The sequence below is a fragment of the Nakamurella sp. A5-74 genome (genome assembly GCF_040438885.1).
In the GTDB taxonomy this organism is placed as follows: domain Bacteria; phylum Actinomycetota; class Actinomycetes; order Mycobacteriales; family Nakamurellaceae; genus Nakamurella.
On sequence record NZ_CP159218.1, the window covers coordinates 278,584 to 304,435 of the forward strand.

At 68.6% G+C, this 25,852-nt stretch carries 26 protein-coding genes; 17 read left to right on the top strand and 9 right to left on the bottom strand.

What is annotated here, in order from left to right:
* Positions 1-63: 63 nt before the first annotated feature.
* The 3 genes from ABLG96_RS01255 to ABLG96_RS01265 are packed head-to-tail and all read left to right on the top strand — an operon-like array spanning position 64 to position 1,967.
* Positions 64-450, top strand: a complete 387-nt coding sequence (locus ABLG96_RS01255; RefSeq protein WP_353649617.1) for an ankyrin repeat domain-containing protein — start codon at positions 64-66, stop codon at positions 448-450.
* Positions 450-1,016 carry a suppressor of fused domain protein gene (locus tag ABLG96_RS01260; protein ID WP_353649618.1) on the top strand — a complete coding sequence of 189 codons (567 nt, stop codon included), beginning with the start codon at positions 450-452 and terminating at the stop codon, positions 1,014-1,016. The genes ABLG96_RS01255 and ABLG96_RS01260 overlap by 1 nt, the downstream gene beginning before the upstream one ends.
* A gap of 57 nt (positions 1,017-1,073) precedes the next feature.
* Positions 1,074-1,967 carry an EamA family transporter gene (locus tag ABLG96_RS01265; RefSeq protein WP_353649619.1) on the top strand — a complete coding sequence of 298 codons (894 nt, stop codon included), beginning with the start codon at positions 1,074-1,076 and terminating at the stop codon, positions 1,965-1,967.
* A 10-nt stretch (positions 1,968-1,977) separates the two neighbouring features.
* Here the strand turns inward: ABLG96_RS01265 and ABLG96_RS01270 are convergent, their stop codons facing one another.
* The gene (locus ABLG96_RS01270; RefSeq protein WP_353649620.1) at positions 1,978-2,925 is read right to left on the bottom strand and encodes an NAD-dependent epimerase; all 948 of its coding nucleotides are present in this window, start codon (positions 2,923-2,925) and stop codon (positions 1,978-1,980) included.
* Positions 2,926-3,143: 218 nt separating this feature from the next.
* Between ABLG96_RS01270 and ABLG96_RS01275 the strand changes: the two genes are divergently transcribed.
* Entirely contained in the window at positions 3,144-4,154 is a 1,011-nt protein-coding gene (locus tag ABLG96_RS01275; RefSeq protein ID WP_353649621.1) for a L,D-transpeptidase family protein, read from the top strand.
* Positions 4,155-4,371: 217 nt separating this feature from the next.
* The gene (locus ABLG96_RS01280) at positions 4,372-4,809 is read left to right on the top strand and encodes an SRPBCC family protein (RefSeq protein ID WP_353649622.1); all 438 of its coding nucleotides are present in this window, start codon (positions 4,372-4,374) and stop codon (positions 4,807-4,809) included.
* Positions 4,810-5,053: 244 nt separating this feature from the next.
* Here the strand turns inward: ABLG96_RS01280 and ABLG96_RS01285 are convergent, their stop codons facing one another.
* From ABLG96_RS01285 to ABLG96_RS01300, 4 genes are all read right to left on the bottom strand, one after another.
* On the bottom strand, positions 5,054-6,316 hold the full coding sequence (locus ABLG96_RS01285; protein WP_353649623.1) for a Cmx/CmrA family chloramphenicol efflux MFS transporter: 1,263 nt from the start codon (positions 6,314-6,316) through the stop codon (positions 5,054-5,056).
* A gap of 111 nt (positions 6,317-6,427) precedes the next feature.
* Entirely contained in the window at positions 6,428-7,006 is a 579-nt protein-coding gene (locus ABLG96_RS01290; RefSeq protein ID WP_353649624.1) for a TetR/AcrR family transcriptional regulator, read from the bottom strand.
* Positions 7,007-7,373: 367 nt separating this feature from the next.
* On the bottom strand, positions 7,374-8,759 hold the full coding sequence (locus tag ABLG96_RS01295) for a VWA domain-containing protein (RefSeq protein WP_353649625.1): 1,386 nt from the start codon (positions 8,757-8,759) through the stop codon (positions 7,374-7,376).
* Between the two features lie 264 nt (positions 8,760-9,023).
* Positions 9,024-9,851: an alpha/beta hydrolase gene (locus ABLG96_RS01300; protein ID WP_353649626.1), complete on the bottom strand. Its 828-nt coding sequence runs from the start codon at positions 9,849-9,851 to the stop codon at positions 9,024-9,026.
* Between the two features lie 393 nt (positions 9,852-10,244).
* Here ABLG96_RS01300 and ABLG96_RS01305 point away from each other — a divergent pair, with 393 nt between their 5' ends.
* From ABLG96_RS01305 to ABLG96_RS01325, 5 genes are all read left to right on the top strand, one after another.
* On the top strand, positions 10,245-11,219 hold the full coding sequence (locus tag ABLG96_RS01305; RefSeq protein ID WP_353649627.1) for a GNAT family N-acetyltransferase: 975 nt from the start codon (positions 10,245-10,247) through the stop codon (positions 11,217-11,219).
* Positions 11,216-12,349 (top strand): o-succinylbenzoate synthase, encoded by a 1,134-nt coding sequence (gene menC / locus ABLG96_RS01310; protein ID WP_353649628.1) that lies wholly within the window; start codon positions 11,216-11,218, stop codon positions 12,347-12,349. The genes ABLG96_RS01305 and menC overlap by 4 nt, the downstream gene beginning before the upstream one ends.
* 25 nt (positions 12,350-12,374) lie before the next feature.
* On the top strand, positions 12,375-12,599 hold the full coding sequence (locus ABLG96_RS01315) for a hypothetical protein (protein WP_353649629.1): 225 nt from the start codon (positions 12,375-12,377) through the stop codon (positions 12,597-12,599).
* A 689-nt stretch (positions 12,600-13,288) separates the two neighbouring features.
* Entirely contained in the window at positions 13,289-14,629 is a 1,341-nt protein-coding gene (locus ABLG96_RS01320) for a DUF222 domain-containing protein (RefSeq protein ID WP_353649630.1), read from the top strand.
* A 75-nt stretch (positions 14,630-14,704) separates the two neighbouring features.
* Complete coding sequence (locus tag ABLG96_RS01325; protein ID WP_353649631.1) at positions 14,705-15,388, top strand: DUF429 domain-containing protein; 684 nt, start codon at positions 14,705-14,707, stop codon at positions 15,386-15,388.
* A gap of 226 nt (positions 15,389-15,614) precedes the next feature.
* On the opposite strand, the gene ABLG96_RS01330 is transcribed toward ABLG96_RS01325, so the two are convergent.
* Positions 15,615-16,613 carry an alcohol dehydrogenase catalytic domain-containing protein gene (locus tag ABLG96_RS01330; protein ID WP_353649632.1) on the bottom strand — a complete coding sequence of 333 codons (999 nt, stop codon included), beginning with the start codon at positions 16,611-16,613 and terminating at the stop codon, positions 15,615-15,617.
* Between the two features lie 95 nt (positions 16,614-16,708).
* Here ABLG96_RS01330 and ABLG96_RS01335 point away from each other — a divergent pair, with 95 nt between their 5' ends.
* The 3 genes from ABLG96_RS01335 to ABLG96_RS01345 all read left to right on the top strand — a co-directional run bounded on the left by ABLG96_RS01335 (position 16,709) and on the right by ABLG96_RS01345 (position 19,510).
* Positions 16,709-17,929 carry a cytochrome P450 gene (locus tag ABLG96_RS01335; protein ID WP_353649633.1) on the top strand — a complete coding sequence of 407 codons (1,221 nt, stop codon included), beginning with the start codon at positions 16,709-16,711 and terminating at the stop codon, positions 17,927-17,929.
* Positions 17,929-19,116, top strand: a complete 1,188-nt coding sequence (locus tag ABLG96_RS01340; protein WP_353649634.1) for an acyl-CoA dehydrogenase family protein — start codon at positions 17,929-17,931, stop codon at positions 19,114-19,116. The genes ABLG96_RS01335 and ABLG96_RS01340 overlap by 1 nt, the downstream gene beginning before the upstream one ends.
* A gap of 163 nt (positions 19,117-19,279) precedes the next feature.
* Entirely contained in the window at positions 19,280-19,510 is a 231-nt protein-coding gene (locus tag ABLG96_RS01345; RefSeq protein WP_353649635.1) for a hypothetical protein, read from the top strand.
* Positions 19,511-19,514: 4 nt separating this feature from the next.
* Here ABLG96_RS01345 and ABLG96_RS01350 read toward each other — a convergent pair whose 3' ends face one another.
* Entirely contained in the window at positions 19,515-20,558 is a 1,044-nt protein-coding gene (locus tag ABLG96_RS01350; RefSeq protein ID WP_353649636.1) for an NAD(P)-dependent alcohol dehydrogenase, read from the bottom strand.
* A gap of 109 nt (positions 20,559-20,667) precedes the next feature.
* Between ABLG96_RS01350 and ABLG96_RS01355 the strand changes: the two genes are divergently transcribed.
* The 4 genes from ABLG96_RS01355 to ABLG96_RS01370 all read left to right on the top strand — a co-directional run bounded on the left by ABLG96_RS01355 (position 20,668) and on the right by ABLG96_RS01370 (position 24,667).
* Positions 20,668-21,237: a TetR family transcriptional regulator gene (locus ABLG96_RS01355; protein ID WP_353649637.1), complete on the top strand. Its 570-nt coding sequence runs from the start codon at positions 20,668-20,670 to the stop codon at positions 21,235-21,237.
* 34 nt (positions 21,238-21,271) lie between these two features.
* A complete protein-coding gene (locus ABLG96_RS01360) occupies positions 21,272-22,759 on the top strand; it encodes a serine hydrolase domain-containing protein (protein ID WP_353649638.1) in 1,488 nt (495 codons plus the stop codon).
* Positions 22,760-22,886: 127 nt separating this feature from the next.
* Positions 22,887-23,939 carry a biotin/lipoate A/B protein ligase family protein gene (locus ABLG96_RS01365; RefSeq protein ID WP_353651346.1) on the top strand — a complete coding sequence of 351 codons (1,053 nt, stop codon included), beginning with the start codon at positions 22,887-22,889 and terminating at the stop codon, positions 23,937-23,939.
* A gap of 17 nt (positions 23,940-23,956) precedes the next feature.
* Positions 23,957-24,667 carry a hypothetical protein gene (locus tag ABLG96_RS01370; RefSeq protein ID WP_353649639.1) on the top strand — a complete coding sequence of 237 codons (711 nt, stop codon included), beginning with the start codon at positions 23,957-23,959 and terminating at the stop codon, positions 24,665-24,667.
* Between the two features lie 133 nt (positions 24,668-24,800).
* On the opposite strand, the gene ABLG96_RS01375 is transcribed toward ABLG96_RS01370, so the two are convergent.
* Entirely contained in the window at positions 24,801-25,160 is a 360-nt protein-coding gene (locus tag ABLG96_RS01375) for a hypothetical protein (RefSeq protein ID WP_353649640.1), read from the bottom strand.
* A gap of 60 nt (positions 25,161-25,220) precedes the next feature.
* Positions 25,221-25,574: a helix-turn-helix domain-containing protein gene (locus ABLG96_RS01380; RefSeq protein ID WP_353649641.1), complete on the bottom strand. Its 354-nt coding sequence runs from the start codon at positions 25,572-25,574 to the stop codon at positions 25,221-25,223.
* Positions 25,575-25,852 lie beyond the last annotated feature (278 nt).

Below are 25,852 nucleotides of genomic sequence, written 5' to 3' on the forward strand. Positions count from 1 at the left end.
GCTGACATGGTCCCAGCGGCCAGGTGAACTGCAGCGGTGTTGACAGCGCAAGGAGTGAACGAGATGGCAATGAACGCGGTGGACCTCACCGCGGCAGCCGGTGCGAACGACGTCAAAGGCGTGCGCAAGGCGCTGCGCAAGGGAGTCGACGTCAACGCGCGCGGACCGCAGGCCAACGCGACCGCGCTGCACTATGCCGTCCGGATGGGAGCGCGCGACACGGTCGCTGCCCTGTTGGCGGCCGGAGCGGATCCCGACCTGCAGGACATCGCCGGCAACACGGCGCTCGCCGAGGCGGTCTCGAGCCCGAAATCAGGCCCGGACATCGTGCGGGCGCTGATCGCCGCGGGAGCTGATCGCACCGTGAAGAACAAGTACGGGAGTTCGCCGCTGGACTACGTCAACCTGGCCGACGGCATGGACCCCTCGATCTTCGACGTGGCGACCTGATGGCGCTCACCCCTGAGGCCCAGTTGGCCCTGGCGACGCGCCATCTGACGGCGGTGCTGGGTCGCGGAGTGCGTGAGCTGACCGTGCTCTCCGCGACCGAGGACGTCGCGATCGTCGCTGTCGAGGACCCAGACCTGGAAGCCGTGCACGTGGCGACGCTGGGGCTTTCGACCCAGGCCATCAACGCGCTGCAGCCCACGGAATTCGTCTGCTCGGTCCGTGAGGGTCAGGTGCAGGCAGCGCACCACCTGGTGTCCGTCGGCGTCGAGATGGCCGCCCGCGGTGCGCAGGTGACGGTTGACTCCCAGTTCGCCAACGCCACACCCCTGTTGCAGGGCACCGACATCCGCGGTCTGCTGCTGAGCCCGGGACTGTGGTTCCCCGAACTGGACCTCGTGGAGACCGAGTCCGGCGACATCGACCTGCACGTCGTCACCCTGCTCCCGCTGATCAGTGCCGACATCGCGCTGATCGATACCGACCCCGAGGGCGCGGACGCGATCTACGAGCGCATCGAGCACACGTCCGCCGATCTGCTCGACGTCACCCGCTCGGTCCCCATCTGAGTTCCGGGTCGTCGCCCGGTGTCCGACCGGCTCGGCGACTGCCGTTCAATGGCGGGCATGAGCTCACCCCGGTCCGACGACCAGCGCAACACCCTCACCGGGGTCGCGTTGATGGCCGGCGGCAGCGCCTCCAACCAGTTCGGCGCCGCCATCGGGGCGCAGGCGTTCCCGGCGATCGGACCGATCGGCGTTGTCGCGATCCGGCAACTGGTCTCGGCCGCGATCCTGCTGCCGGTCGCCCGGCCACCGTTCCGGCGCTTCACCTGGGCCCAGTGGTGGCCGACGCTGCTGCTCGGGCTGGTCTTCGCGGTGATGAACCTGTTCCTCTACTCGGCCGTCCAACGCATCGGCCTGGGCCTCGCCGTGACCCTCGAGTTCCTCGGTCCGCTGGCCGTGGCGCTGGCCGGTACCCGGACCCTGATCGACGGGTTGTTCGCCCTGGCTGCGGCCGCCGGCGTGTACGTGCTGGTGCTGCCCGGTGCCAGCACCGACTACCTCGGCGTCGGTCTCGCGCTCGGTGCCGCGGCCTGCTGGGCGGCCTACATCCTGCTGAACCGCACGTTGGGGATCCGGTTGCCCGGACTGCAGGCCCCGGCGGCTGCTGCGGCAGTCTCCGCCACTGCCTACGTCCCGGTCGCGGTGGTGATCGCCTTCGCCGGCCGGTTCACCGGCGCTTCGCTGCTGCAGGCCGCAGTCGCCGGCGTGATGTGCTCCGCAATCGCCTATGCCGCAGACCTTCTCGCCCTCCGGCGGGTGTCGTCGAGGTTCTTCGGCGTGTTCATGAGCATCCACCCGGTGATGGCGGCACTGGCCGGTCTGATCGTGCTCGGACAGCGCCTGGATGGGCACGAGCTGATCGGGATGGCGATCGTCGTCGCGGCCAACGTGGGTGCGGTGTCGTCGGCCGCGCGGGTACGCCGTCGCGATCCCGGGCCTGGATCCGAGGGCTGAGCTGCACCGCTCAGGCTCCGGCTGTGGACCTCGCCGCCGGAGAGGCAGCCCAGTTGCGAGCGATGTCGAACCCGATCGAATCGTCGAAACCGTGCGGACGCAGACCGAAAGTCTGTTGCGCCGCAGTCGAATCCATCACGAACGGCCCGCGGAACTGGTGCTGGGTCTCCCGCAGCTCCCTGACGAACGGGTCGGTGACGCCGGCCGCGTACACCGCCCAGCGGGGCAGGTGCAGCACGTTCCCTGGTACGCCGAGGCGGTCGGCCGCAGCGCGGATCACGGTCCCGAGCGTCGTCGGCTCGCCACTCGGGACATGCCAGATCCTTCCGTGCGCCCGCTCGTCGAACACCCCCGTCACCAGCATCGCCGCCATGTCGCGGACATCGGTGAAGGTGTGCGGAACACCTGCCGGGCCGGGCAGCAGGGCGCGCTTGCCGGCTCGCCACGCCGGGAATGCAATCATCGACAGCATCGATGAACCGCCGAGGTAGTCGCTACCGCGGGCCTCGAAGGTGCGGACCCGACCGGCTCTGTGCGCGGCGAACGCGTTGTCCGTCATGGTGTTCCGTACCTTTCCCTTGGTGCCGAGCGCGCCGGCAGGGGTGGATTCGGTCATCGGTGCGCTGACCGGTCCGTAGCCGTAGAGGTTGCCGGTGACGGCCAGCACGGCACCGGTGCGCTCCGCGGCGAGAAGCAGCGCATCGGCGATCGGCGGCCAGTCGGTGGCCCACCGGTGGTATGCGGGATTGACGCAGTTGTAGATCGCGGTGGCCCCGGCGGCGGCTTCGGTGAGCAACTCGGCGCCGCCCTTCCCGCCCAGATCGCCGGCGATCCGCTGGGTGCCCTCGGGTCCGCTGACGCCCCGGGTGACGATCGTGACCTGTTCCCCGCGCTCCAGCAGAGCGGCGGCGACGGCCGACCCGATCGGACCTGATCCGGCGATGACGTGAAGTCCCATGACTCCTCCTTCTTGCACGACCGGCTGCCGGACCACGCCCGACGACACACCGGTCGAGAAACGAGAGCACTGCTCTCGTTGTTCACTCTGCACCTACTGCCTGGCAATAGCAAGAGCGCCGCTCTCTGTTGTCCAGGTTGGATCGCGGGGCGTCCGGCGGGCCATGATGGGGCGGACCCGCTGTCGAAGAATCTCCGCAGTCCAGAATCGGAGCCGTCGTGAGATCACTGCGCGTGCTGTGCACCCTCGTTGCTGTCGTGCTGACCTCGTCGTTGGCGGGCACGCCCGTCCGGGCCGCGCCACCGGTACCGATGCTGCAGACGCGGATCGGCTCGCCGTTGGCCGGAGTGCCGGCGGATTCCCGTCAGGTGATCGCCGTCGGGTCGCCCGCGGCGGGCTCCACCTACGCGACGTTGACGGCCTGGGAGAAACTCTCCGACGGATCCTGGGCGCGCCGGATCGGTCCGGTGGCTGCGCGGGTCGGCAGCCGCGGCATCGGTCCCGCGGAGGAGGGCTCGCAGTACACCCCTGCCGGCACGATGCGTCTGGACCAGTCGTTCGGACGGTTGGCGAACCCGGGGACGAAGCTGCCGTACTTCGTCACCGACCCGCTCGACTGGTGGGACGAGAACCCGTCGTCGTCCACCTACAACCTGCACGTGCGCCGCTCATCGAGCCCCGGCGGGGCCAGCGAGAACCTCTACTACCCCGGCAGCGCCTACAACTACGGCGTCAACATGGCCTGGAACCCCGGCCGGGTCCCGGGCGCGGGGTCGGCGTTCTTCCTGCACGTGAGCACCGGCAAACCGACCGCCGGCTGCGTGTCCATCACGCAGGCCGACCTCCAGGCGATCCTGCGCTGGCTGGACCCGGCCAAGAAGCCGGTGATCACCACCCGGGTCGGCACCGCCTGGATGCCCGGCAACCTGGACACCAGGCTGAGTCAGACCACTCCATCGACCACCGTCGCCAAGGGCACCTTGAAGGCGCTCGGGGGGACCCTCACGACGACGACCAAGCAGCAGCTCTCGGCGCCGGTGGTGCAGATCTTCCGGCAGCTCTCCGGCAGCGCCACCTGGACCCGGATCGGTACCACCGCGCTGCGGAGCGGCAGCTACAGCTTCACCTTCAGGCCGGCCGGACCCGCTGCGCGCTACCAGGTCCGCTGGCCCGGCAACGCCACCTGGGAGCGCGCGCAGTCGGGGATCGTCACCTTCGCCGTGCGCTGAGACCACCGGATGAAGGGCCCCCCGCGCACGACAACTTCCTGCCGGGAGCGGTTCGCTGACCGCCCGCGGCGCGCCCGCGGTGGCGGCGCGCACCGCTGCCACCGGCGTCGAGCGGCGCAGCGAATGGAGCACGCCGGGTCGTTGACCCGTCGCCACCGCTTGGCTCACCGGCGGTCGGGGTAGTGGGAGGGGAAATACCTGACGAAAGGGACTCCTGATGCCGATCACCAAGCGGATCGTGACCGTGGCCGCCGAACTGGGCCACGTGCGCAGCTACCTCGCCGACTTCTCGAACGCTGTCGACTGGGACCCGGGAACCGTGCGCTGCCCGCGGCGCGGCAGCGGTGAGATCGAGGTCGGCGCCGAGTGGGACAACGTCACCAAGTTCCTGGGTCGCGAGTCGAAGATCCGGTACCGGCTCGAGCACTTCGGACCGGAGCGGGTGATGCTGGTCGGCAAGAACAAGACGGTGACGTCGATCGACGACATCACCCTGCGTGCCGTGCCGGGCGGTACCGAGATCACCTACGTCTCCGACGTCACCTTCCACGGCCTCGCCAAGCTCGCAGATCCGTTGACACGACCCATCTTCCACAAGCTGGGCAACGAGACTGCCGCCAACCTCGAGCGGATCCTCGGGTCGGTAGCTCGTTGATTCCTGCGCCGCGGATGGGGCCGCCGCACCGCTTCGGTTGTCGAGCGAGGAACGAGACGAGACACGCTCGGACGCGCCGGTTCGCAAGCTCGCCGGCGCGTCCGATGCTGCAGAGGGCTGCGCATCGCCCTCCTCCGCGACACTCTTGGGACATCGGATGAACACTGCGCGCTGATCGAGCCATCCGGTGATCGAGCGAGAGAGGAACGAACGAGTCGAGATCCCGTCTTGTTCGACGGGTCGATCAGGATGCGGTGTCGCAGTTCACCTTCGTCGCGCTCACCCGCACCGGCGCTGCGGCCGGAGACGGTCGCTCCAACAGCCACGAGGTGCCGGCCAGTGAGAGCGCCATGGCGACCAACACCATCGAGACCCAGATGGGCGCGGTGAGGCCGGCGCCGGCGGCGATCACCCAGCCGCCGAGGGCAGGGCCGACGGCGTTACCGACGTTGAACGCCGAGACGTTCATCGCCGAGGCGAGGGTGGGGGCGGCGCCGGCATGGGAGAACACCCTGGCATTGATCGCCGACGCGACCGAGAATCCGGTCGCTCCGAAGACGAACACCGCGAACCACACCAGGACCGGGCTGCCTGCGGCGGCCCGCAACAGCACCAGGCCACCCAGCAGCAGGACGAAACAGACCACCACGGCGCGCAACAGATTCCGGTCCGCGTACCGTCCACCCACCGCGATCCCCAGCAGGGTTCCGGCGCCGAACACCAGCAGGACAACAGGAATCAGCTCCTCCGGAACCCCGGACACCTCCGAGAGCAGCGGCGCCAGGTAGGAGAACGTGCAGAAGATCGCCGCCTGGAACGCCGCCGTGGTCGCGAGTGCGACGAGCAGTCGAGGGTTGCGCAGCGCCCGCAGTTCACGTCCGGCGAGTCGGCCGAGCTTCTCGCCGGTGTGCTGTGAGGTCTCGGGAACGGTTCGCCAGCCGATGAACCCGGTCACCAGGGTCAGCACACCGACCACGACGAAGGTCGCCCGCCAGCCCCAGTGCTCGCCGATCCAGGTGCCTCCAGGCACGCCGATGACGTTCGCGATCGTGAGGCCGCCGACCAGCACCGCCATGGCCTTCGCCGTGCTCCTGCTGTCGGTGATCGCCACGGCGGTGGCGGCTGCGACCGCCCAGAAGGTGGCGCAGGCGACCGCGCCGACCAGCCGGGACACCACGAGCAGCGGATAGGCATCGCTGATCAACACCTCGAGGTGGGCCGCCGCGAACACCAGGGTCGAGAGCAGCAACGTCAGCCGCCGGGGAAGGCCGAGGGTCAGCAGCGTCATCACCGGAGCACCGACGAGCATGCCGATCGCGAAGATGCTGATCAGGCCGCCGACCGCCGGCACGCTCACCCGCAGATCGTCTGCGATGGACGGCAACAGGCCGGCGATCATGAACTCAGAGGTTCCGAGACAGAAGATCGTCAGGGCCAGCAGCAGGACGGCACGGGGCAGCGGCGGCCTGGCACCGTCAGGGGCGCCAGCTGGTCGGGTCTCGGTCATGAGGGTCCTCCGGGTTGGTCATCGGTTCTGAACTGATCGGTACAGAATGTGGGCGGTCCCCGACGCAGGAGTCGAGACCAGCGAGGGCGACCCGGCTGTCGGCGGCAGCTGTCAGAGCAGGGCGATCACGGCATCCAGATCGGCTTCGACGGACGCGCGATCGGTCGCCACCCGGGAGCGCACCTGCAGTCCGTCGAAGGCGGCATGCACGGCGCGCGCCGTGGCCTCCGCGGGCAGGTCGTCGCGGATGGTGCCGTCCTGCTGGCCGCGCCTGATCGCCAGCGCGAGCACGGCGTCGAAATCAGCTGCGTTGGTCTCCAGCACGGTGGTGATCTCCGGATCCTGCTGGCCGACCTCGATGCAGGCAGCCAGCGCCAGGCAGGCGCGGCGGCCCGGATCGGTCCACTGCTCGTCCAGGACTGCCGCGCCGACGGCGTGAGTCAGTTCGCGGCCGGTCAGTTCGCGGTCCAGCAGCTCGCCGCGGGCCCTGCGTTTGCCGGCGATGTAGCTCAGCAGCGCCTCGAGGTAGAGCGCGCGTTTGCTGCCGAAGGTGTTGTAGAGGCTGCTGCGCGACAGGTTGGCCGTGGCGCAGAGGTCTTCCGTGGAGCTTCCGCGGTAGCTCGAGCTCCAGAACTGTTCGATGGCGGCGGCGAGCACGGTGTCGTGATCGAACGCGCGGGTCCTGGCCATGCGGGAGACGGTAGCAGGTTCTGGACAGTTCGTTCCACAATGCTCGTCGGGCGGTTGTCGAGCGAGCGGAGTGGGGTTCAGGCCGGTCCGCGTCTGACGGGGTCTCGACTCCCTCCTTCGTCGGTCGCTCGACCACCGATTTCTATGCTGATCGAGCGAGCGGAGTGGGGTTCAGGCCGGTCCGCGTCTGACGGGGTCTCGACTCCCTCCTTCGTCGGTCGCTCGACCACCGATTTCTATGCTGATCGAGCGAGCGGAGTGAGTCGAGATCCCTTCGTGTTTCGACCGGCTGCGAGAGGGCGGGGTCTCGACTGCCTCCTTCGTCGGTCGCTCGACCACCGATTCTTGCGCTGATCGCGGGCGACCGTCAGCCGACGATGCCCAGCCGGCGTGCGTGCTGGAGCCAGTCGGGGAACTCGCTGAGCAGCAGTCGGTACAGCTCGGCGTCGTCGAGCGCGTCGATGTCCTTGACCGGGAAGAAGCCGACGTTGTCGACGGTCCGCCCCTCCAGGTCGTCCAGCCTCTCCAGCACGCCGAACCGGCCGGCGGAGCCGATGCCGACGAACTGGAAGAACGCCGGGAAGTCAGCCGCTTTCCTGATGAGCTCGGTGATCGGGACCTTCTTGTGGAACCCGCCGTCGGTGAAGAACAGCACCAGCGTTGGGAGCGGGTCACCCCGCCGCAGGCCGCCGATGATCTCGTTCAGGATCGGGATCTCATCGTTCACGGCGCCGATCCGGGCATAGTTCAACCCACCGTGCTTGCCGCTCAGGTGGACCCATTCGGCGATCCACTCGCTGAGGTTCTCGACGCGCAGGTCCGGCAACTTGTAGAAGGATTCCGCGTACAGGTAGCACTCGAGGGCACCGTCGTCGTCGAGCTGGATCGCGACCGGCACCATGCGTTCGATGACGCGGTGCACGACGCCCTTCTTGTACTCCCGGCTCATCGAACCGGTCTTGTCCATCACGACGAGCACCCTGGCCCGGACGCCGACGGCGTTCTTGGTGAGCAGGACCGAGTGCACCTGCTTCTTGCGCAGATCGAGCTGTTGACGCTTCTCCAGCGACAGCTTCTCCTCGCCCGGCACCGAGCGTGGGTTCTGCGGATCGGGTCCGGGGACGGGCTGCCCGCTCGGCGGGGCGTACGTCGGCATCGTGACCGGCGGCGCGGCAGGAGCAACCGAGGGCGTCGACGCCGGAGGTGTCTGCGGAGCGACGGTCGGCATCCCGGCGGGTGCAGGAGGTGCGGCAGGCGGTGCGGGATCGTCCACCTCGACGCCGAATTCGATGGCCAGAGCCGCCAACCCTCGGTCCCATCCCGCGGAGACGTTGCGCACCTTCCAGGCGTCACCGCGGCGGTAGATCTCTGCCAGCACAGCGGCCCGCTCGCTCGTCAGAGATGTTGCAGGACAGTCGATCGCACCACCGGCCTGGACGGAGGCGCCCAGCCCGGCGATGGTCGCCAGCGAACCGGTGACCGAGTCGTCGAGCGCGACCGACACCACCAGCCGGGCGATCTGCGGCGGAACCCTGCCGAGATCGATGTCGACGGCAGCCCCGTTGAGCTGGACGGCACCCTCCGGCGACCGCGGTTGGTTGAAGAACACCATGTCGGCGTCCGAGCGGACCTTGCCGTCCTCCGCCACCTGGAACACCAGCAGATCCACCGAGCCCGGCGCTGCGCCGCTGACGGTGATCCGGACGGACGTGGTCTCGAGGGGGGCGTTGGCTCCACGGGAGAGAGAGGTCATGGGACCACCGTAGGGGGTGGGGTCTCGAGTCCTGCGTCGCTCGACCATCGAACTTGCGGTGATCGAGCAAGCGACGAAGGAGCGCGTCGAGATCCCGTTATGACACGATCGGTTCTCATCAGTCGGGGTCTCGTTGCCTGCGACGCTCGACCACCGGGGACGACGAACGCCCGGCGCCTCTCGAGGGGACACCGGGCGTTCTGGTCAGCGGCTCAGCCGCAGAGTGGAGGACGACCGCCGACTGTGTCGGCAGGGTCCTGGGGGTCAGACCTTCAGGAAGTCGACCAGCGCGGCGTTGAACTCGGCCGCGTGGCTGACGTTGCACCCGTGCGGCGCGTCGTGCAGAACAACCAGCTTGCTCTGCGGGATGGCAGCGTGGGTGCGCTTGCCGGAGCCCTCGAAGGGCACTGTCCCGTCGCCGTCACCGTGGATCACCAGTGTCGGCACGGTGACCTTCGGCAGGTCATCACGGAAGTCGGTCATGCCGAACGAGGCCATGCACTCCATGGCGGCGGGCTTGGCAGCCAGCGCGCACAGTTCGAGTGCTTCCTGGCGCTGTGCCTCGGACACCTTGAGGACGCCGTCGACCGAGAAGAACTCAGTGGTGAACCCGTCGAAGAACGTGTCGCGGTTCGCCAGCAGTCCGGCCTCCATCTTCGCGGCAGCAGCCTTGGTCAGCGGGCCGTCAGGATTGTCGGCACCCTGCATCAGGAACGGGGGCACGGCAGAAGCGAAGACCACGCTGTGCAGGCGTTCCTCACCGAACTTCGAGACGTAGCGGGCCACCTCGCCGCCGCCCATCGAGAAGCCGACGAGGGTGACATCACGCAGGTCGAGCTGCTCGAGGACCGCCTGCAGGTCTTCGGTGAGGGTGTCGTAGCCGTAGCCGGTCACTGGCTTGTCGCTCTCACCGAAGCCGCGACGGTCGTAGGTGATGACGCGGTGGCCGGCTGCGGTGAGCGCGGGAACCTGGTCTTTCCACGACTTGCCGGACAGCGGCCAGCCGTGGATCAGCACGACGGGACGACCGGCCCCGCCGGTGTCCTCGACATGCAGAGCGACATCTCCGGATCTAACCGTCAGAACAGACACAATGGACTCCATTCATGCTGGGGGACAACGCCTTCGAACACCGGGGTGGTACCCGAGGACGTGTCAACTGAAACGATGGCGGTCATCTGGCGCCCTTGCTCGGCAGGCTCATCCGGAGGCTCCGAGGGGGCCGGGCGGGGTTCGCAGCCGCCCTGTCGACCTCCAGCTACTTGTCGCGTGGCACAAACTGACCTGTCTGTAGTAGTGGGATCGAATGATGCCCGGCGAGATCCGGTGATTCACACTGAGTAGGACCACACCCGGCCGCTGATCGCGGCCGTCCCATCCTGCCGGCGAATCCTCACCGGCGATCCCCACCGGCGGTGCACTCCGGACACCGGAGGACCTACCGTTGTCCGGGCCACTCGGGCACAGCCCTGCGGAAGGATCGCGATGACGCATCTCCGCGGAGGGCACCAGCTGCTGGTCGACCGCCACACCGAACAAGCCGCTGCAGATGCCGAAGCCGCTGCCGCAGCTGCCGGCGTCCGGATCGTCGACGTGCACGACGTCGACGGCTTCGAGGACGTCCGGGTGCTCTTCGATGCGGTCTGGCAACCTGACCCGGGTGACGAGCCCGTCACCCGAGGGTTGCTCAACGCCCTGGTGCACTGCGGGAACTACTGCAGCGCAGCGTTCGTCGGCGACCGGATGGTGGCGGCGAGCATGGGCTTCCTCGGGCTGCTGCCGGAGCCGCTGCTGCATTCGCACATCACCGCCGTCCTGCCCGACCGGGTGGGAAGCGGAGTCGGTCGCGCCATCAAGCTGCACCAGCGGTGGTGGGCACTGCAGCGCGGGCTGCAGGTGATCACCTGGACCTACGACCCGCTGATCAGACGCAACGCCTACTTCAACGCCGTCAAGCTGGGCGCGCTGCCGGTCGAGTACCTCGTCGACTTCTACGGCGAGATGAACGACGCGATCAACGCGGGGCAGGGCAGCGATCGGCTGCTGAGTCGCTGGGACCTGCTGCAGCCACACCGATCCCGGCCGTCATCAGCTCCGGTTCGGGAGCTGATCACGGTCGTCGACGGGATCCCGGTGCTGTCGGAGGATCCCCGTTCGGTGGCAACCGAGGTGTTGGCCGCCGACCAGCGTGCCGCCCCCGGAGCCGGTCGCATGCGACTGTCGATCACCCTGCCGGCCGACGTCGAGGCGCTGCGAGCCGCCGATCCGGTGACTGCGGCACGCTGGCGTGCGGTCGTCCGGCATTCCCTGGGCAGCCTGATGGATCTCGGGTGGCGGGTGGTCGACGTCAGCAGGGACCAGGGGTATCTGATGGAGTCGCCGGAGCCGCCCGAGCTGACTGCGCCGGCCGGCGCGGGCGACCCCGTACAGACGCAGTACCGACAAGGAGAACTCAGTTGAAGCTGCTCGGACTCGACCTGCTCACCCTGGCCATCCCCCTGGTCAGTCCCTTCGAGACGTCGTTCGGATCGCAGAGCTCCCGGCACGTGATCCTGATCCGCGCCGAGACCTCCGTCGGGATCGGCTGGGGCGAATGTGTCGCAATGTCGTCCCCGGTGTACTCCTCGGAGTTCAATGCCGCCGCCGAGCTGGTGATCGCCGACCACTTCGCGCACCCCTTGTTCGCCGCCGAGAACCTCTCCGGGGGGACCGTCGGGCATGTGCTGGAGCCGTTCAAGGGACACCGGATGGCCAAGGCGGCAGTCGAGCTCGCCGTCCTGGACGCCGAACTGCGGGCCGCGCAGATGTCGCTGGGCACGTATCTGGGCGCGACCAAGGATCGGGTGCCCGCGGGAGTCTCGGTCGGGATCATGCCGTCTATCCCGGAACTGCTCGCCGCCGTCGGCGGCTACCTCGAACAGGGCTACCTGCGGATCAAGCTGAAGATCAAGCCCGGCTGGGACATCGAACCGGTGCGCGCAGTCAGGGAGGCATTCGGCGACGAGGTGCTGCTGCAGGTCGATGCCAACACCGCGTACTCGCTGCGGGACGCCGGCCATCTGGCCCGATTGGACGAGTTCGGCCTGCTGCTGATGGAGCAGCCGCTGCAGGACGAGGACCTGACGGAACACGCCAAGCTCGCGGCCAGGCTGACCACTCCGATCTGCCTGGACGAATCGATCGAGTCGGCCAAGGACGCCTCGGACGCCATCGCGCTCGGCGCCACCAGCGTGGTCAACATCAAGGCAGGGCGGGTCGGTGGCTACCTCGAAGCGCGCAGGGTGCACGACATCTGCCGCGCCGCCGGGGTCCCCGTCTGGTGCGGCGGGATGCTCGAGACCGGCCTCGGCAGGGCTGCGAACGTCGCCCTCGCCGCGTTGCCCGGATTCACCCTGCCCGGCGACACGTCGGCCTCGGCTCGCTTCTACCACCAGGACATCACCGCGCCGTTCGTGCTCGAGGACGGTCATCTGCGGGTGCCGACCGGACCTGGCCTGGGCGTCGAGGTGGACGAGGACGCGGTGGCCTCCTTCCTCGTCTCGCGACGCCGGATCGACCCCACGAACGCGCCAGGGCCCGTCATCGCATGAGCACCCCCGATGGCCCTCGCAGGACGTGACGCCGGAGCGTCATGCCCTTTTCGGGGGACCCGCCGTCGACCGGGTGGTCGATGCGCTCGGCAGCTCGGTGCTCTACCTGATGGCAGGCGGCACCGGGATCGACCGGGAGGTGCTGGACGTGCAGATCCTGGCGCCCGGTGAGGCCAACGACATCGACCCGCAGGTGCTCGCGCTGGCTGTCTGGCCGGTCGGTGACCAGGACGTCACCGGGATCGAGTGACGCAGCAGTCGATATCTGCACATGACCCCCGTCGCTCGACCACCGCACCCTTCGGTGATCGAGCAGCGAGGAAGAAGCGCGTCCGGATCCCGTTGGCGCACCGAAGGTCTCGACTCGTTGGTCGCTCGGCTACCGCACTCTTCGGTGATCGGGCAAGCGACGAAGGAGCGCGGCGAGATCCCGTTGCCGCACCGAAGGTCTCGACTCGTTGGTCGCTCGGCTACCGCACTCTTCGGTGATCGGGCAAGCGACGAAGGAGCGCGGCGAGATCCCGTTGCCGCACCGAAGGTCTCGACTCCTGCATCGCTACCACCGCACATTTCACCGATCGAACAAGCGACGAACGAGCGCGTCGAGATCCCGTTGGCGCACCGAAGGTCTCGACTCGCTGCGTCGCTCGACCACCGCACTCTTCAGTGATCGGGCAAGCGACGAAGGAGCGCGTCGAGATCCGGCTGGCGCACCGAAGGTCCCGACTCGTTGGTCGCTCGGCTACCGCACCTTTCTGTGATCGAGCAAGCGACGAAGGAGCGCGTCGAGATCCCGTCACGCCAGCACCGGGTGCGCATCGCAACCCCAGCAACCGCCAACGGGACCGATGACATCGTGACCGGATCGTGATCGCATCTGTTGTCCCACAGTGACTTTCCAAGCCTCGACTGTCGGACCCGTTGAGTAGCGTTACCCTCATGAACAGCACCAGCGGGACGAGCGTCGCGGACACCCGCGCACACATCGCCGCGCTGAATGTCGGGCTGAAGACGCTGCACACCAACCTGTTCCAGTGCCCCACCGGCGAGCTGGGTGACTTCCTGAGTGAGCTCGCCGAACTCCGCGCCTTGGCGGGCGCTGCCAGTGTGATCGTCACCGCGGACGCCGAGACCCGCGGTGTGGTGGAAGCGTCCCAGTCGGCGTCGACCCGCGGCTGGGTCGCCGAACACGGCTGGCACTCCCGCCGCGAAGCAACCACCATCGCGAAAGCCGCGCACATCCTGCGCCGCCCGGAACTCGCAGAGATCGCCGACTCCATCCGCACCGCCGACATCGACCTGGCGACCGCTGTGGTGGTGCAGGGCGAGTACGACAAACTGGCGCCCGAGCTGCTGCCCGGCGCGCACCCCATCGTGCTGAAGCAACTGGTGAACCACGGCGCCGAACACGGACCCCGCGGCGTTCGGGAATTGCGCCAGTGGATCATCGCGCACCACAGCAAGCCCGACGAGTTCGCTGACTTCCAGGACCGCTGCCGCCGCCACATCTCACTGTCATCGCCGACCGAAACGTCCACCGGGCTGCACGAATACCGCCTTGTCGTCGACAACGAAGGCCTCAGCATCCTGGAAGCAGCCATCCAAACCCTCGCAGCACCCCGACCCGATGCGGCTACCGGCGAGCGGGACAACCGGCCCACCGACCGGCGCCGCGGCGAAGCCCTCATCGAAGCCCTCCGCCGATCCGTCCTCGCTCAAGGACAGGGCGCCACCGCAGCCGTGACTGCAACCGTGAACGTCACGATGCACTTGGATGATCTGCAGCAACGAACCGGCGCCGCAACCTGCACCGGAACCATCGCCGACGGCACCCTGCTCGCACCCGACACCGCCCGCAAACTCGCCTGCGACGCCGGGATCATCCCGATGGTCCTCGGCGCCGACGGCGCCGTCCTGGACTGCGGTAAGGAACAGCGACTGTTCACCCTCGCTCAGAAACGGATGTTGTGGGCCCGCGACCGGCACTGCACATTCCCCGGCTGCGACATCCCCGCCCAGTGGTGCGACGCGCACCACCTCGTCCACTGGATCGACGGCGGCCCCACCGACCTCGACAACGCCGCACTGCTCTGCCCGGCCCACCACACCATCGTCCACCGCGACGAACTGAACGGCGAAGTCACTGCGGGACAGGTGGTCTGGGATCGCAGACCCGGTTCCTACCGACCGACACGACGCCCAGCACCACCCGACCGAACGGTCTCGGCGGACCTGGGGTTACCCCGTCAACGCGCGGTATCGCCTCCGCTGCGAATCTGAACCGGCCAGCCCATCCGTGCTCCCAGCGCGCCCCGTTTCTCCGGGGTGTTCACGAGCCGGACCTACCCTGGCGGCATGACGGTGCTCGGAGTCGACGGCTGGACCGGGGGCTGGGTCGGGGTCGAACTCGATGACCGGGGCGTTGTCGCCACCCACGTCGCCGCTGAGATCGACCAGCTGGTCGCCGGCTGCCCGGATGTCACCGTCGTGGGGATCGACATGCCGATCGGTCTCGCCGACCAGGGGGTGCGGGCGTGCGACCTGGCGGGCCGTCTCCTGCTCGGGTCCCGGCGAGCCACCCTGTTCCCGGTGCCGACCCGGGATGCGCTGGTGTGCGAGGACTACCAGCAAGCGCTGATCATCAGCCGGGAGCAGGGCAGCGGAGGGTTCTCGCGCCAGGCCTGGAGCCTGCGCGGCAAGATCCTGCAGATCGATCGGTGGTACCCGGCCGCGACGCGCGCCGGTCTGGCGGTCCACGAGGTGCACCCCGAGCTGTCGTTCGCGGCGATCGCCGGGTCCGTGCTCCCCGAGTCGAAGAAGACCTGGGCGGGGCTGCGGCGCCGGCTGGCGCTGCTCGCGGAGCAAAGCATCGTGGTTCCCGATGCGCCCGGACCCGCGGCCACCGTGCCGTCCGATGATGTGCTCGACGCAGCGGTGGTTGCCTGGACGGCGCGCCGCATCGCTGCCGGTACCGCGGAGAGCATTCCCGATGTACCGCAGCGGTTCTCGGACGGAATCGGGTGCGCGATCCGCCGCTGAGTGCCCGGCGGTGGCCCGGCAACGCTGGAATCCAGACCCGATTGGTGGTGGGACCGGTTGTATCGCAACGGGATCTCGACTCACTCTGTTCGCTCGATCACCGGAGTTCCGGTGGCCTGGTGACGCTGGAGTCCAGACCCGATTGGTGGTGGGACCGGTGGTATCGCAACGGGATCTCGTCGTGCCCCTTCGTCGTTTGCTCGATCACCGTGAGGTCAGTCGCGCATCAGGCCGTCAAGTGGATCTTCCCGGCGTCGGCGGCGGCGAGCAGTACAGGGCCGTCCTCGAGCGGTGCAGTGGTGTCCACCAGCGGCGTCGGATCGATCGAGCCATCGGCGAACGCGGCGATGGTCTCGGCCATCGCGGGTGATCCGGACAGGTTGCCGATCAACCGGATGTCCCTGGTCACCAGGTCGCGGGTGTCGATCGGGGTCGGATCACCGTTGATGCCGACGCAGACGACGGTGCCGCCGGGTCGGACGAGTTCCAACGCCAGCTGCGGCATGCCGGCACCGCCGGATGCCTCGATCACCACGTCGAAATCACTGGGGATTCCGCCGGGCCGCGTCAGGTCATCGCGTCGCCAGGCCTTTCGAGCCCCGAACCCGATCGCGCGGTCCAGGCCCCTGTCGGACCGACCGATCACCTCGACCTCTGCGCCAAGCCTCGCCGCGAACGCCGTCGCCATCGAGCCGAGCGCCCCGGGGCCGATCACCGCGACCCGTTGACCTGCAACAACTCCACCCTCGCGCACCGCCCGCGCACCGTTGGCCGCCGGCTCGACCAGTGCGGCCGCGGAATCGTCCACCCCGTCCGGGATCCGATGCAAGCAGGTCGTCGGCACCAGAAGTTCGTCCGCAGCCGCGCCGTGCCAGCCACCGAGCACTCCGATCTCGAACCGCTCGGCACAGACGTGCTGCTGGCCCCCGCGACAGCGCGGGCACGTGCCGCAACCCAACATGGTGTCACCGGTGACCCGGGCGCCCACCCAGTCGGGGTCGCCGGGCGCAGCGGTCACGGTGCCCACCCACTCGTGACCGATCCGCAGCGGATAGCGCGCCCCGCCGGTCTGCAGGTACGGCATGGTGCCGCGGAAGAACGCGAGGTCGGTTCCGCACAGACCGACCCGGTGGATGCGCACCACGGCCTGACCTGCTCGCGGGTCGGGCACCGGGACGTCGTCGATCTGGGCATCCAGGGGTCCGTGCAGCACCAGAGCTCGCATGGGGAGACTGTAGGGGTGGGACGGTTCTGCCGGAACCGTCGGAGCCGCAGGACGAGAGCGGGTACATGGTGGGCAGGGTGGGTGGGAGGAAAATCATGGACATTGCCGAGCTGGGGTTCGACCCGACCGATCGGGCTTTCCTCGCCGACCCGTACCCGGTCTACACCCGATTGCGGGCCGCCGGGCGTGCCCTGCCGGACGACAGCGGGCGCTGGTACCTCCCGCACTTCGCCGATGTCCATGCGGCGCTGCGGCACCGCGGACTCGGCAGGATCTACCAGCACCGCTTCACCGACGAGGAGTTCGGTCGCCCGGCGACGGAGCAGCAGCACCCCCGCTGGGCGGAATCGGAGCGGTGGTCGTTGCTGAACCTGGAACCGCCGGACCACACCAGGATCCGACGGATGGTGAGCAGCGTGTTCACCGCGAAAGCCGTCGCCGGGCTGCGGCCCGTGATCGAACGCGCCGCCAGCGACCAGTGGGACGCTGCCGGCTCCGGCGGCGAAGTCGAGCTGATCGCCGACTATGCGCAGCCGTTCTCGATCACGGTCATCTGCGCATTGCTCGGGGTCCCCGTCCAGGACGGTCCCGACCTGCTGCGCTGGTCGCACGCCATCGTGAAGATGTACGAGCTGCACTCGACCCCCGCCGAGCGGTCGGCTGCCGAGCAGGCTTCGGCAGAGTTCATCGAATACACGCAAGGTTTGATCGCCCGCAAGCGAGCCGAACCGCTGGACGATCTGGTGACCCGGCTGGTGCAGGTGCGCGAGGACGGCGGCGGGTTGACCGACGCCGAGATCGTGAGCACCGTCATCGTGCTGCTCAACGCCGGTCATGAGGCAACCGTCAACACCTTGGGCAACGGGATGCGTGCGCTGCTGCGGCATCCGGAGCAGTGGCAGCGGATCGTGACGGGTGAGGTGTCGACAGCCGACGCCGCAGAGGAGATGCTGCGCTGGGACGCCCCGCTGCAGCTCTTCGAACGTTGGGTGCTCGACGACGGTGTCGAGCTGGCTGGGCGCACGTTCACCCGCGGGGACCGGATCGCGATGCTGTTCGGGTCGGCCAACCGCGATCCGCAGCGCTTTCCAGATGCGGACGCGTTCGACGTCGGCCGCGGTGACGCCGCGCACATCGGATTCGGTGCCGGCACCCATTTCTGCATCGGTGCTCCGTTGGCACGGCTGGAGCTGGACGTGTCGCTGGAGCGCATCCGCAGCGCGGCCCCCGAATTGAGCGCGGCAGCGGAGCCGGAATACCAGCCGTACTTCGTCATCCGCGGCTTGCAGGCGCTCCACCTGCGTACGGTGGCGTGATGAGTCGAGCAGCCCTGCAGCCGCTGGATCCGCTGGGAATCGCCGACCTGCTGTCCGACGAGGAACGCGCGGTCCGGGACGCGGCCCGCGAGGTGGCCGATCGGCTGGTCCAGCCGCACATCGCCGGATGGTTCGAGGACGGCACGGTGCCCGACGTGCGCGGTCTGTTCACTGAACTCGGCCGCACCGGCCTGCTCGGGATGCACCTGGAGGGCTACGGCTGCGCCGGAGTCTCGGCGACTGCCTACGGCCTGGCCTGCACGGAGTTGGAGGCCACCGACTCAGGGTTCCGGTCGATGGTGTCGGTCCAGGGATCGCTGGCCATGTACGCCATCCACCGCTGGGGCAGCGAGGAGCAGAAGCAGCAGTGGCTGCCCGGAATGGCCGCCGGGGAGACGATCGGCTGCTTCGGTCTCACCGAACCGGATTCCGGGTCCGACCCTGGGTCGATGACCACCCGCGCAACCCGCGACGGTGACGACTGGCTGATCACCGGCCGCAAGATGTGGATCACCAATGCCCCGGTCGCCGACATCGCCGTGGTGTGGGCGCAGACGACGGACGACCCGAGCGGCATCCGCGGGTTCATCGTGCCGACCGGCGGCGAGGGCCTGCAGACGCCGACGATCCACCACAAGCTGTCGTTGCGTGCGTCGATCACCGGCGAGCTGGTACTCGATGGGGTCCGGGTCCCGGTGTCCGCGGAACTGCCTGGCGCGCAGGGCCTCCGTGGTCCGCTGTCATGTCTCAACGAGGCCAGGTTCGGGATCATCTTCGGGGTGATGGGTGCCGCTCGCGCCTCGTTCTCGGCTGCGCTGTCGTACGCGGCCGACCGTACCCAGTTCGGCCGGCCGATCGCCGGATTCCAACTGACACAGGCGAAATTGGCCGAGATGGCCGCTTCCCTGTCGACCGGATCCCTGCTGGCACTGCACCTGGGGCTTCGTAAGGACGCAGGCACGCTGCTGCCCGCACAGGTGAGCCTCGGCAAGATGAACAACGTCCGGGCGGCCCTCGAGATCTGCCGGACCGCGCGGACCATCCTGGGCGGCAACGGGATCTCGCTGGAGTATCCGGTGATCCGGCACATGGTGAACCTCGAGACGGTGCTCACCTACGAGGGCACGCACGAGATGCACACCCTGGTGCTCGGCCAGGCGCTGACCGGTATCGACGCCTTCCGCTGATCCCCGGTCAGCGCCGCGTGGTCCAGGTCGATCTCGGCATCCGGTGGTGCTGCACGCAATCGACGGCTCAACGCCGAGAGGTGCTCCTCGGCGGCGCAATTTCGCACACGACCCGTCGAAAACGTGCCGCATCCGGTCCTTGACACCGATCTGTGCTGGGCGGGTGGACAAAGTGCTCGTCGTCACTGTCGTCCTGCTGTCGTATGCGCTGATCGCAGTGCTGCTGATGGCACTCGGGCGTCGAGTACGGCGATCTGGCCGCGGCGGCGATGCGCTGGGTCCGTTCGAGGAACTGTGGCACCCCGCTGCCCACCGGGCCCGTGCCGAGGTGCGGACCCACGACTCCCGCCGGGAACCGGCGCCGTCACCCGGAGATCCGCCGCAGGACTGCTGACGAATCAGAGGTCGCCCAGGTCGAGCACGAACCGGTAGCGGACATCGTTGCGTCGCAACCGTTCGAGAGCCGTCATCACCTGCGCCGACGGAACCACCTCGACGTCGGCGACGATCCCGTGCTCGCCACAGAAGTCCAGCAGGTCCTGGGTGTACCGGTGGCCGCCGCTCCCGGCCGAGGCGAGGCTCTTGCGTCCCACCAACAGGTCGAGGGTGTCGACCTCGATCGCGCCGAGGTACCCGACGACGCACAGCGTGCCGTCCATGGCGACGGTGCGCAGGTAAGGAGACAGATCGTGTGCCACCGGGACGCAGTCGAGGACGAAGTCGAAGCGATGGGCGGCCGCAGCCATCGCGACCTCGTCAGTGGACACCACGACCTGATCAGCACCCAGCCGGTATGCGTCGCTCGCCTTCGCCTCCGAGGTGGTGAACACGGTGATGTCGGCGCCCAGCGCGTGAGCGAGCTTGACGGCCAGGTGACCCAGTCCACCCAGGCCCGCCACCGCGACCGAGCTGCCGGGTCCGATCTCCCAGCGACGCAACGGTTCCCAGACGGTGATCCCGGCGCACATCAGCGGCGCGACGCTGGCCGGATCGAGCTCGGTAGGGCGATGGTAGGCGAAGCGCTCGCGGACTACGTAGCTGTCCGAGTACGCACCCAAAGTGGGGCTGCCGTCGTGCCGGTCGACGCCACCGTAGGTCAGCGTGGGGAAGTCGCGGCAGAAGTTCTCCTGCCCCGCCCGGCAGGGGTCGCACATCCCGCAGGAATCCACGATGTTGCCGACCGCCACCGGGTCTCCGACCGCGAAGTCGGTGACGTCGACGCCGATCGCGGTCACCTCCCCGACGAACTCGTGACCGGGAACCACCGGGAACGCCCCCGGCGTGTCCGCCGGTGTGTTCAGGGCGTGCAGATCGGTGTGGCAGACGCCGCAGTGGGTGACCCGGACGGCGAGGTCGTCGGGTCGGAGGTCCCGTCGATCGAAGGTCCACCGCTCGAGCGGCCCGCCCGTGGTGGTGGCCCGGTAGCCCGTCGTCGTGGTCATGGATTCTCCTCGCGTTCCTGGTGCCAACCAACTGGTTGGTTGCTTGCCCCGACGATAATGGGCTCGAACGATCGATGCAACCAACCAGTCGGTTGCTAACCTGGGCTGCATGCGTGACGCAGCCGCCACCAGGAAGCGGATCCTCCAGGCGGCGACCGCCGAGTTCGCCGAACACGGCATCGCCGGCGCTCGGGTGGATCGCATTGCCGCCGCCGCGCGGACCAACAAGGCGCAGTTGTACAGCTACTTCGGCAACAAGGACGCACTGTTCGATGCGATCTTCGCCGCCCAGGTCGCGGACAACGTCAATGCCGTACCGCTGACAGCCGAGGACCTACCCCGCTACGCGGTCGGTCTGTACGACGCCTACCTGGCTGATCCAGCACTGGTCCGCCTGTCGACCTGGGCGCGTCTGGAACGCACCCCGCTGGGCGAGCTCTTCGGACACGTCCCCGACCACGACGTCCCGGTGCTCGCCGCGCTCGAGCATGCGCAGGAGACGGGACTGCTCTTCGACGACATCCCGACGGCTGATCTCTGGTCGATGCTCATTGCCCTTGCCGGTACCTGGGCCCAGGCGGCGATCGTCCACACCGCCCAACAGGGACAGCCGGCCGCCGAGCACGATCGCCGCCGCCATGCGCTGGCGCTCACGGTCCGGCGGGCCTTCTGCCGGTGATCCCTGCGGATCGGTGGTCCCTACGATGGATGTCATGACCTCGTCGACGTCGGCCGACCGCCCCTTGCCCCGCAGCTCCTCGTCGGAGCAGGGGGTCGACGCCGCGGGCATCCACGCTCTGCTCGACGGGATCGATGCCTCAGGTATCGAGGTGCACAGCCTCATGGTGCTGCGGCACGGACACGTCGTCGCGGAGGGCTGGTGGGCTCCGTACACGGCCGACCGCAAGCACCTCGTCTATTCGCTGTCCAAGACCTTCACCTCGGCTGCTGCTGGAATCGCGGTGGGGGAAGGGCTGTTCGGGTTGGACGACGTGATGACCGACCACTTCCCCGAGCTGGTTCCGGCCGACGTCGACGGCAAGTACGCCCGCTATCTCGTCCGGCACGCGCTGTCGATGAGCAGCGGGCACGAGGCCGAGACCCTCGACCGGGCCGCGGCCGCGATGCCGGGGTCGGGCGATCTGCTGGGCGGATTCTTCGCCGTGCCGCCCGAACAGGAGCCGGGTTCGATCTTCGCCTACAACCAGCCGACCATCTACGGTGTCGGCCGGTTGGTGGGGAAGACGAGTGGCGGCGGCCTCCTGGACTACCTGCAGCCCAGGCTGTTCGAGCCGCTGGGCATCGACGAGGCGCAGTGGATGGAGGTCGACGGCTTCGAGCAGGGATTCTCCGGTCTGCACGTCCGCACCGAGACCCTGGCCAAGACCGGCCAGCTGGTGCTGGACGGCGGGCGGTGGGGCCGGCAGCAGATCCTCTCTCCGGACTGGGTCGGTACCGCGACCAGCATCCAGACCCCGAACGACATCACCCACCTCGGCCCGGGCGCCGTCGGAGACCCAGAGTCCGACTGGCAGCAGGGCTACGGCTTCCAGTACTGGATGTGTCGGCACGGCTTCCGGGGTGACGGTGCCTACGGCCAGTTCGTGATCGTCTGGCCGGAGGAGGACGCGGTGATCGTCACCACCGCCGAGACCACGGAGATGCAGCAGCTGCTGAACATCCTGACCGAGCATCTGCTGCCCGCGATGACATCCGGAACCATGGCCGAGGCTGCGATCGAAGCTGCTCTGGTGCAACGACTCTCGCTGCTGGCACTGCCGGCGCCGGGCGATTCCGGGGCGGACTTCTCGGGCGAGTTCACCGCACTGCAGGAGGGCCTCCCGCCGACGATCTTCTTCGGCGGGGTGGCTATCCCAGGCCTCACCACCGTGCGGATCACCGACAGCCAGGACGGCTGGACGCTCGACCTGGGCGGCGTCGAGGTGTCGTTGCAGCTGGGCCGCGGCGGGTGGATCGAGAGTGCCTGGCCCGCCGCGGACGACGGCCATGATCCGGTGCCGTTCGTCAGCGCGGCAGGGGTCGGGGACGACGGGCACTGGCGTGCGCAGCTGCGGATGATCCAGACGCCGCACCGCATCGAGATCGACGCCGATCCCGCGACCGGCACGGCTGCCGTGTCCTGGAAGCTGCCGCCGCTGCGCGGGGACGGGCCGGCTGGGCATTCGTTGCGCCGCCGCTGATCGGTGATGTGGCGGGATCTCGTCGCGCTCGTTCCTCGGTTGCACGATCACCGGGACCGGTGGTGACCTGACGAGATCTCGACGCACTCCGTTCGCTCGATCGCCGTGGGGATACGGTCGAAGCATGATGCGTGGTGAGTACAAGGTTCCCGGGGGCAAGCTGGTTGCGGTCGATCTGGAGGCGGCAGACGGGCGGATCACGACTGCCTCCGTCTCCGGCGACTTCTTCCTCGAACCGGACGAGGCGCTGGCGGACATCGACGCGGCCATCGTCGGCCTGTCCGTGGAGGCCGGTGTCGATCATCTGACCCAGGCGATCCGCGGCGCGCTGCGGAACGACGTGCAGATGGTCGGCTTCGCACCAGAGTCGGTGGCGATCGCGGTCCGGCGGGCGCTGGGCAAGGCCACCGGGTGGGCCGACCACGTCTTCGACGTCATCGATCCGGTGGTGCTGCCGCCGGTCATGCACGTGGCGTTGGACGAGGTGATTGCCCACGAGGTCGCGGACGGCACCCGGCCGCCGACGCTCCGGTTCTGGGACTGGGACTCGCCGCTGGTGGTGATCGGCTCGTTCCAGTCCGTCCGCAACGAGATCGACCCCGAGGGTGCCGCGAAGTACGGGATCGACGTGGTGCGACGGGTCTCCGGCGGCGGCGCCATGTTCATGGAGCCCGGCAACTGCATCACCTACTCATTGGTGGTGCCGAACTCGCTGGTCGAGGGGTTGAGCTTCGAGCGGTCCTACGCGTTCCTGGACGAATGGGTGATGGAGGCGCTGACGGAGGTCGGGGTGCAGAACGCCCGGTATGTGCCGCTCAACGACATCGCTTCCGACCAGGGCAAGATCGCCGGCGCGGCGCAGAAGCGGTTCGCCGATGGCGCCGTGCTGCACCACGTCACGATGGCCTACGACATCGACGCCGACAAGATGCTCGAGGTGCTGCGGATCGGCCGGGAGAAGATGTCGGACAAGGGCACCAAGAGCGCCAACAAGCGCGTGGACCCGATGCGCTCGCAGACCGGGCTGGCCCGCGCCGAGATCCTCCGGGTCTTCGGTGAGACCTTCCGTCGTCGGTACGCGACTCAGGACTCGGTGTACACCGCGTCGGAGCTGGACAGCGCAGAAGCATTGGTGCGCAGCAAGTTCGGGACAGCCGAGTGGACCAATCGCGTGCCATGAGCCGGATCGAGCCTCCGGTGGGAGGCACTACCGATCCCCGGGTCCTGCTGGCCACCACGAACAATGCCGCCTGGTGCACCTCGATGTGTCGGGCGCACGGCTTGGAACCCCACCAGGACCGGCAGAGGTGGTGGAGCACCAGCCGGACCCCGTTGTACTACCCCGACGTCGTCACCCTCGACCCGGCGCTGAGCATCGGCGACGTGCTGGCCGAGGTCGACACCTCGACAGGCTGCTCGGTGAAGGACAGCTTCGCAACCCTCGACCTGACTGCCGCCGGCTTCCACGAGCTGTTCGAGGCCGACTGGATCCATCGTCCGGCCCTGGGCGCCGCCGGTCGGATCGACGGGGCGGTGTCGGGGTGGCGAGCTGAGGTGGTGAAGGACGAGCATGGTCTCCAGCAATGGATCCGGGGCTGGGGGGAGGACGGTGGGCGGTTGTTCATGCCCGCGTTGCTGCACGATTCCGACGTCCGGCTCGTCCGTATGGTCGAGGGTGATCAGACGGTCGGCGTGGCGGCCCTGAACCGGTCCCCGGGCGCCGTTGGCGTCTCCAACTTGGCCTGCACGCGAGCGAGCGTTGAGCAGGTCTGGCAGCTGATCGCAGGCTTGGCGTCAGCACTGTTCCCAGCCCACGATCTCGTCGGCTACGAGCAGGGAAAGGACCTGGTGGCCGCACGTGCGGCTGGGTTCTCCCAGGTCGGGCCGCTGCGCGTGTGGGCGGTCTGAGCTCGCCGCAGGTGCAATCCACCCGTGAAGGCGGGATCGTGCGCAGGGCTGCACCGCGCGACCTCCGCGATCGCGAAGTTGGCGACGGCGACACCGTCAGGAACAGCGCCGGAACTGACGGTCATCAACGCTGTCAGACCGAGGTGGAGTTGTTGATCCGGTCGACGAGATCGGCAACCCCGCCGGCCGGGTCGACCGAGAGGATCAAGCGCGCGAAGTGCTCGTCGGTGAGCTCGATGACGATCGCCGTCCCGTGGCCGGAGACGTTCCAGAAGGTGCGCTCGCCGTCCCGGTGGAAGCTGCCGACATACTTGCCGAAGAAGGCGAGCCCGGGTGCGCGGATTCCACGGCGTTCGTGCCGGGCCTCCGGATCGACGGTGGCGCCGCGCACGTGCGTCAGCGGAATGTCGATCTTCCGCCGGAACGCCCACAGGCGATCCAGTCCGTGTGGACGGACGACGAGCCCGGCGCCGATGATGCTGACGGTGTTCATGGTTGTTCTCCTGCTCCCGATCGGTCTTGGCTGGGTGAGAATGGTTGGTGGACAAAGGTTCTACAGGTGAGCGCGCTGCAGCAACCGGTCGCCGAGGACCGGGCCGGGCTGCGAGTGGCGCTGCAGGCGGGCGGCACAGATCAGGCGGACCTTCTCGTCGCGATGGGCCAGTTCCAGCAGTGCGACGAGCAGCAGGTCGAGGGTGACCGTGGTGGGCTGCTCGGCCGGATCGGAGTCCAGGACGGCGACGAACAGACCCAGCTTGCTGCCGAACGCGCCGTACAGGCTGCCTCGCTGGACACCGGTGGCGGTGACCAGGTCGTCGACCGAGGTGCCTTCGAATCCCCTCCGGCAGAACAGATCCGCGGAGATCGCCAGCACCCGGTCGGTGTCGAAGGCTCGAGTTCGTGCCACGGGCACACGATAGCAGATTCTTGACTGTTCGTTCCAGAATACCCGGGGGCAGGGCGGCGGGGCGGCAGGGCGGCAGGGCAGCGGGCGGCGGGCAGCGAGCGGCGAGCCGCAGGCGGCGGACGGCAAGCGACGGGGGACGGGTCACCGGCCGGCCGGTGACAGTGATCACTCGGGCCGCGTCGCGGATCGCGCCGGGTCGGCCGGAAACCATTGCGGTGCACCGGGTCCGGGTCCGAGAGACCAACATCTCCACCGTGCGGGGGCCGCGCCGGGTGTGG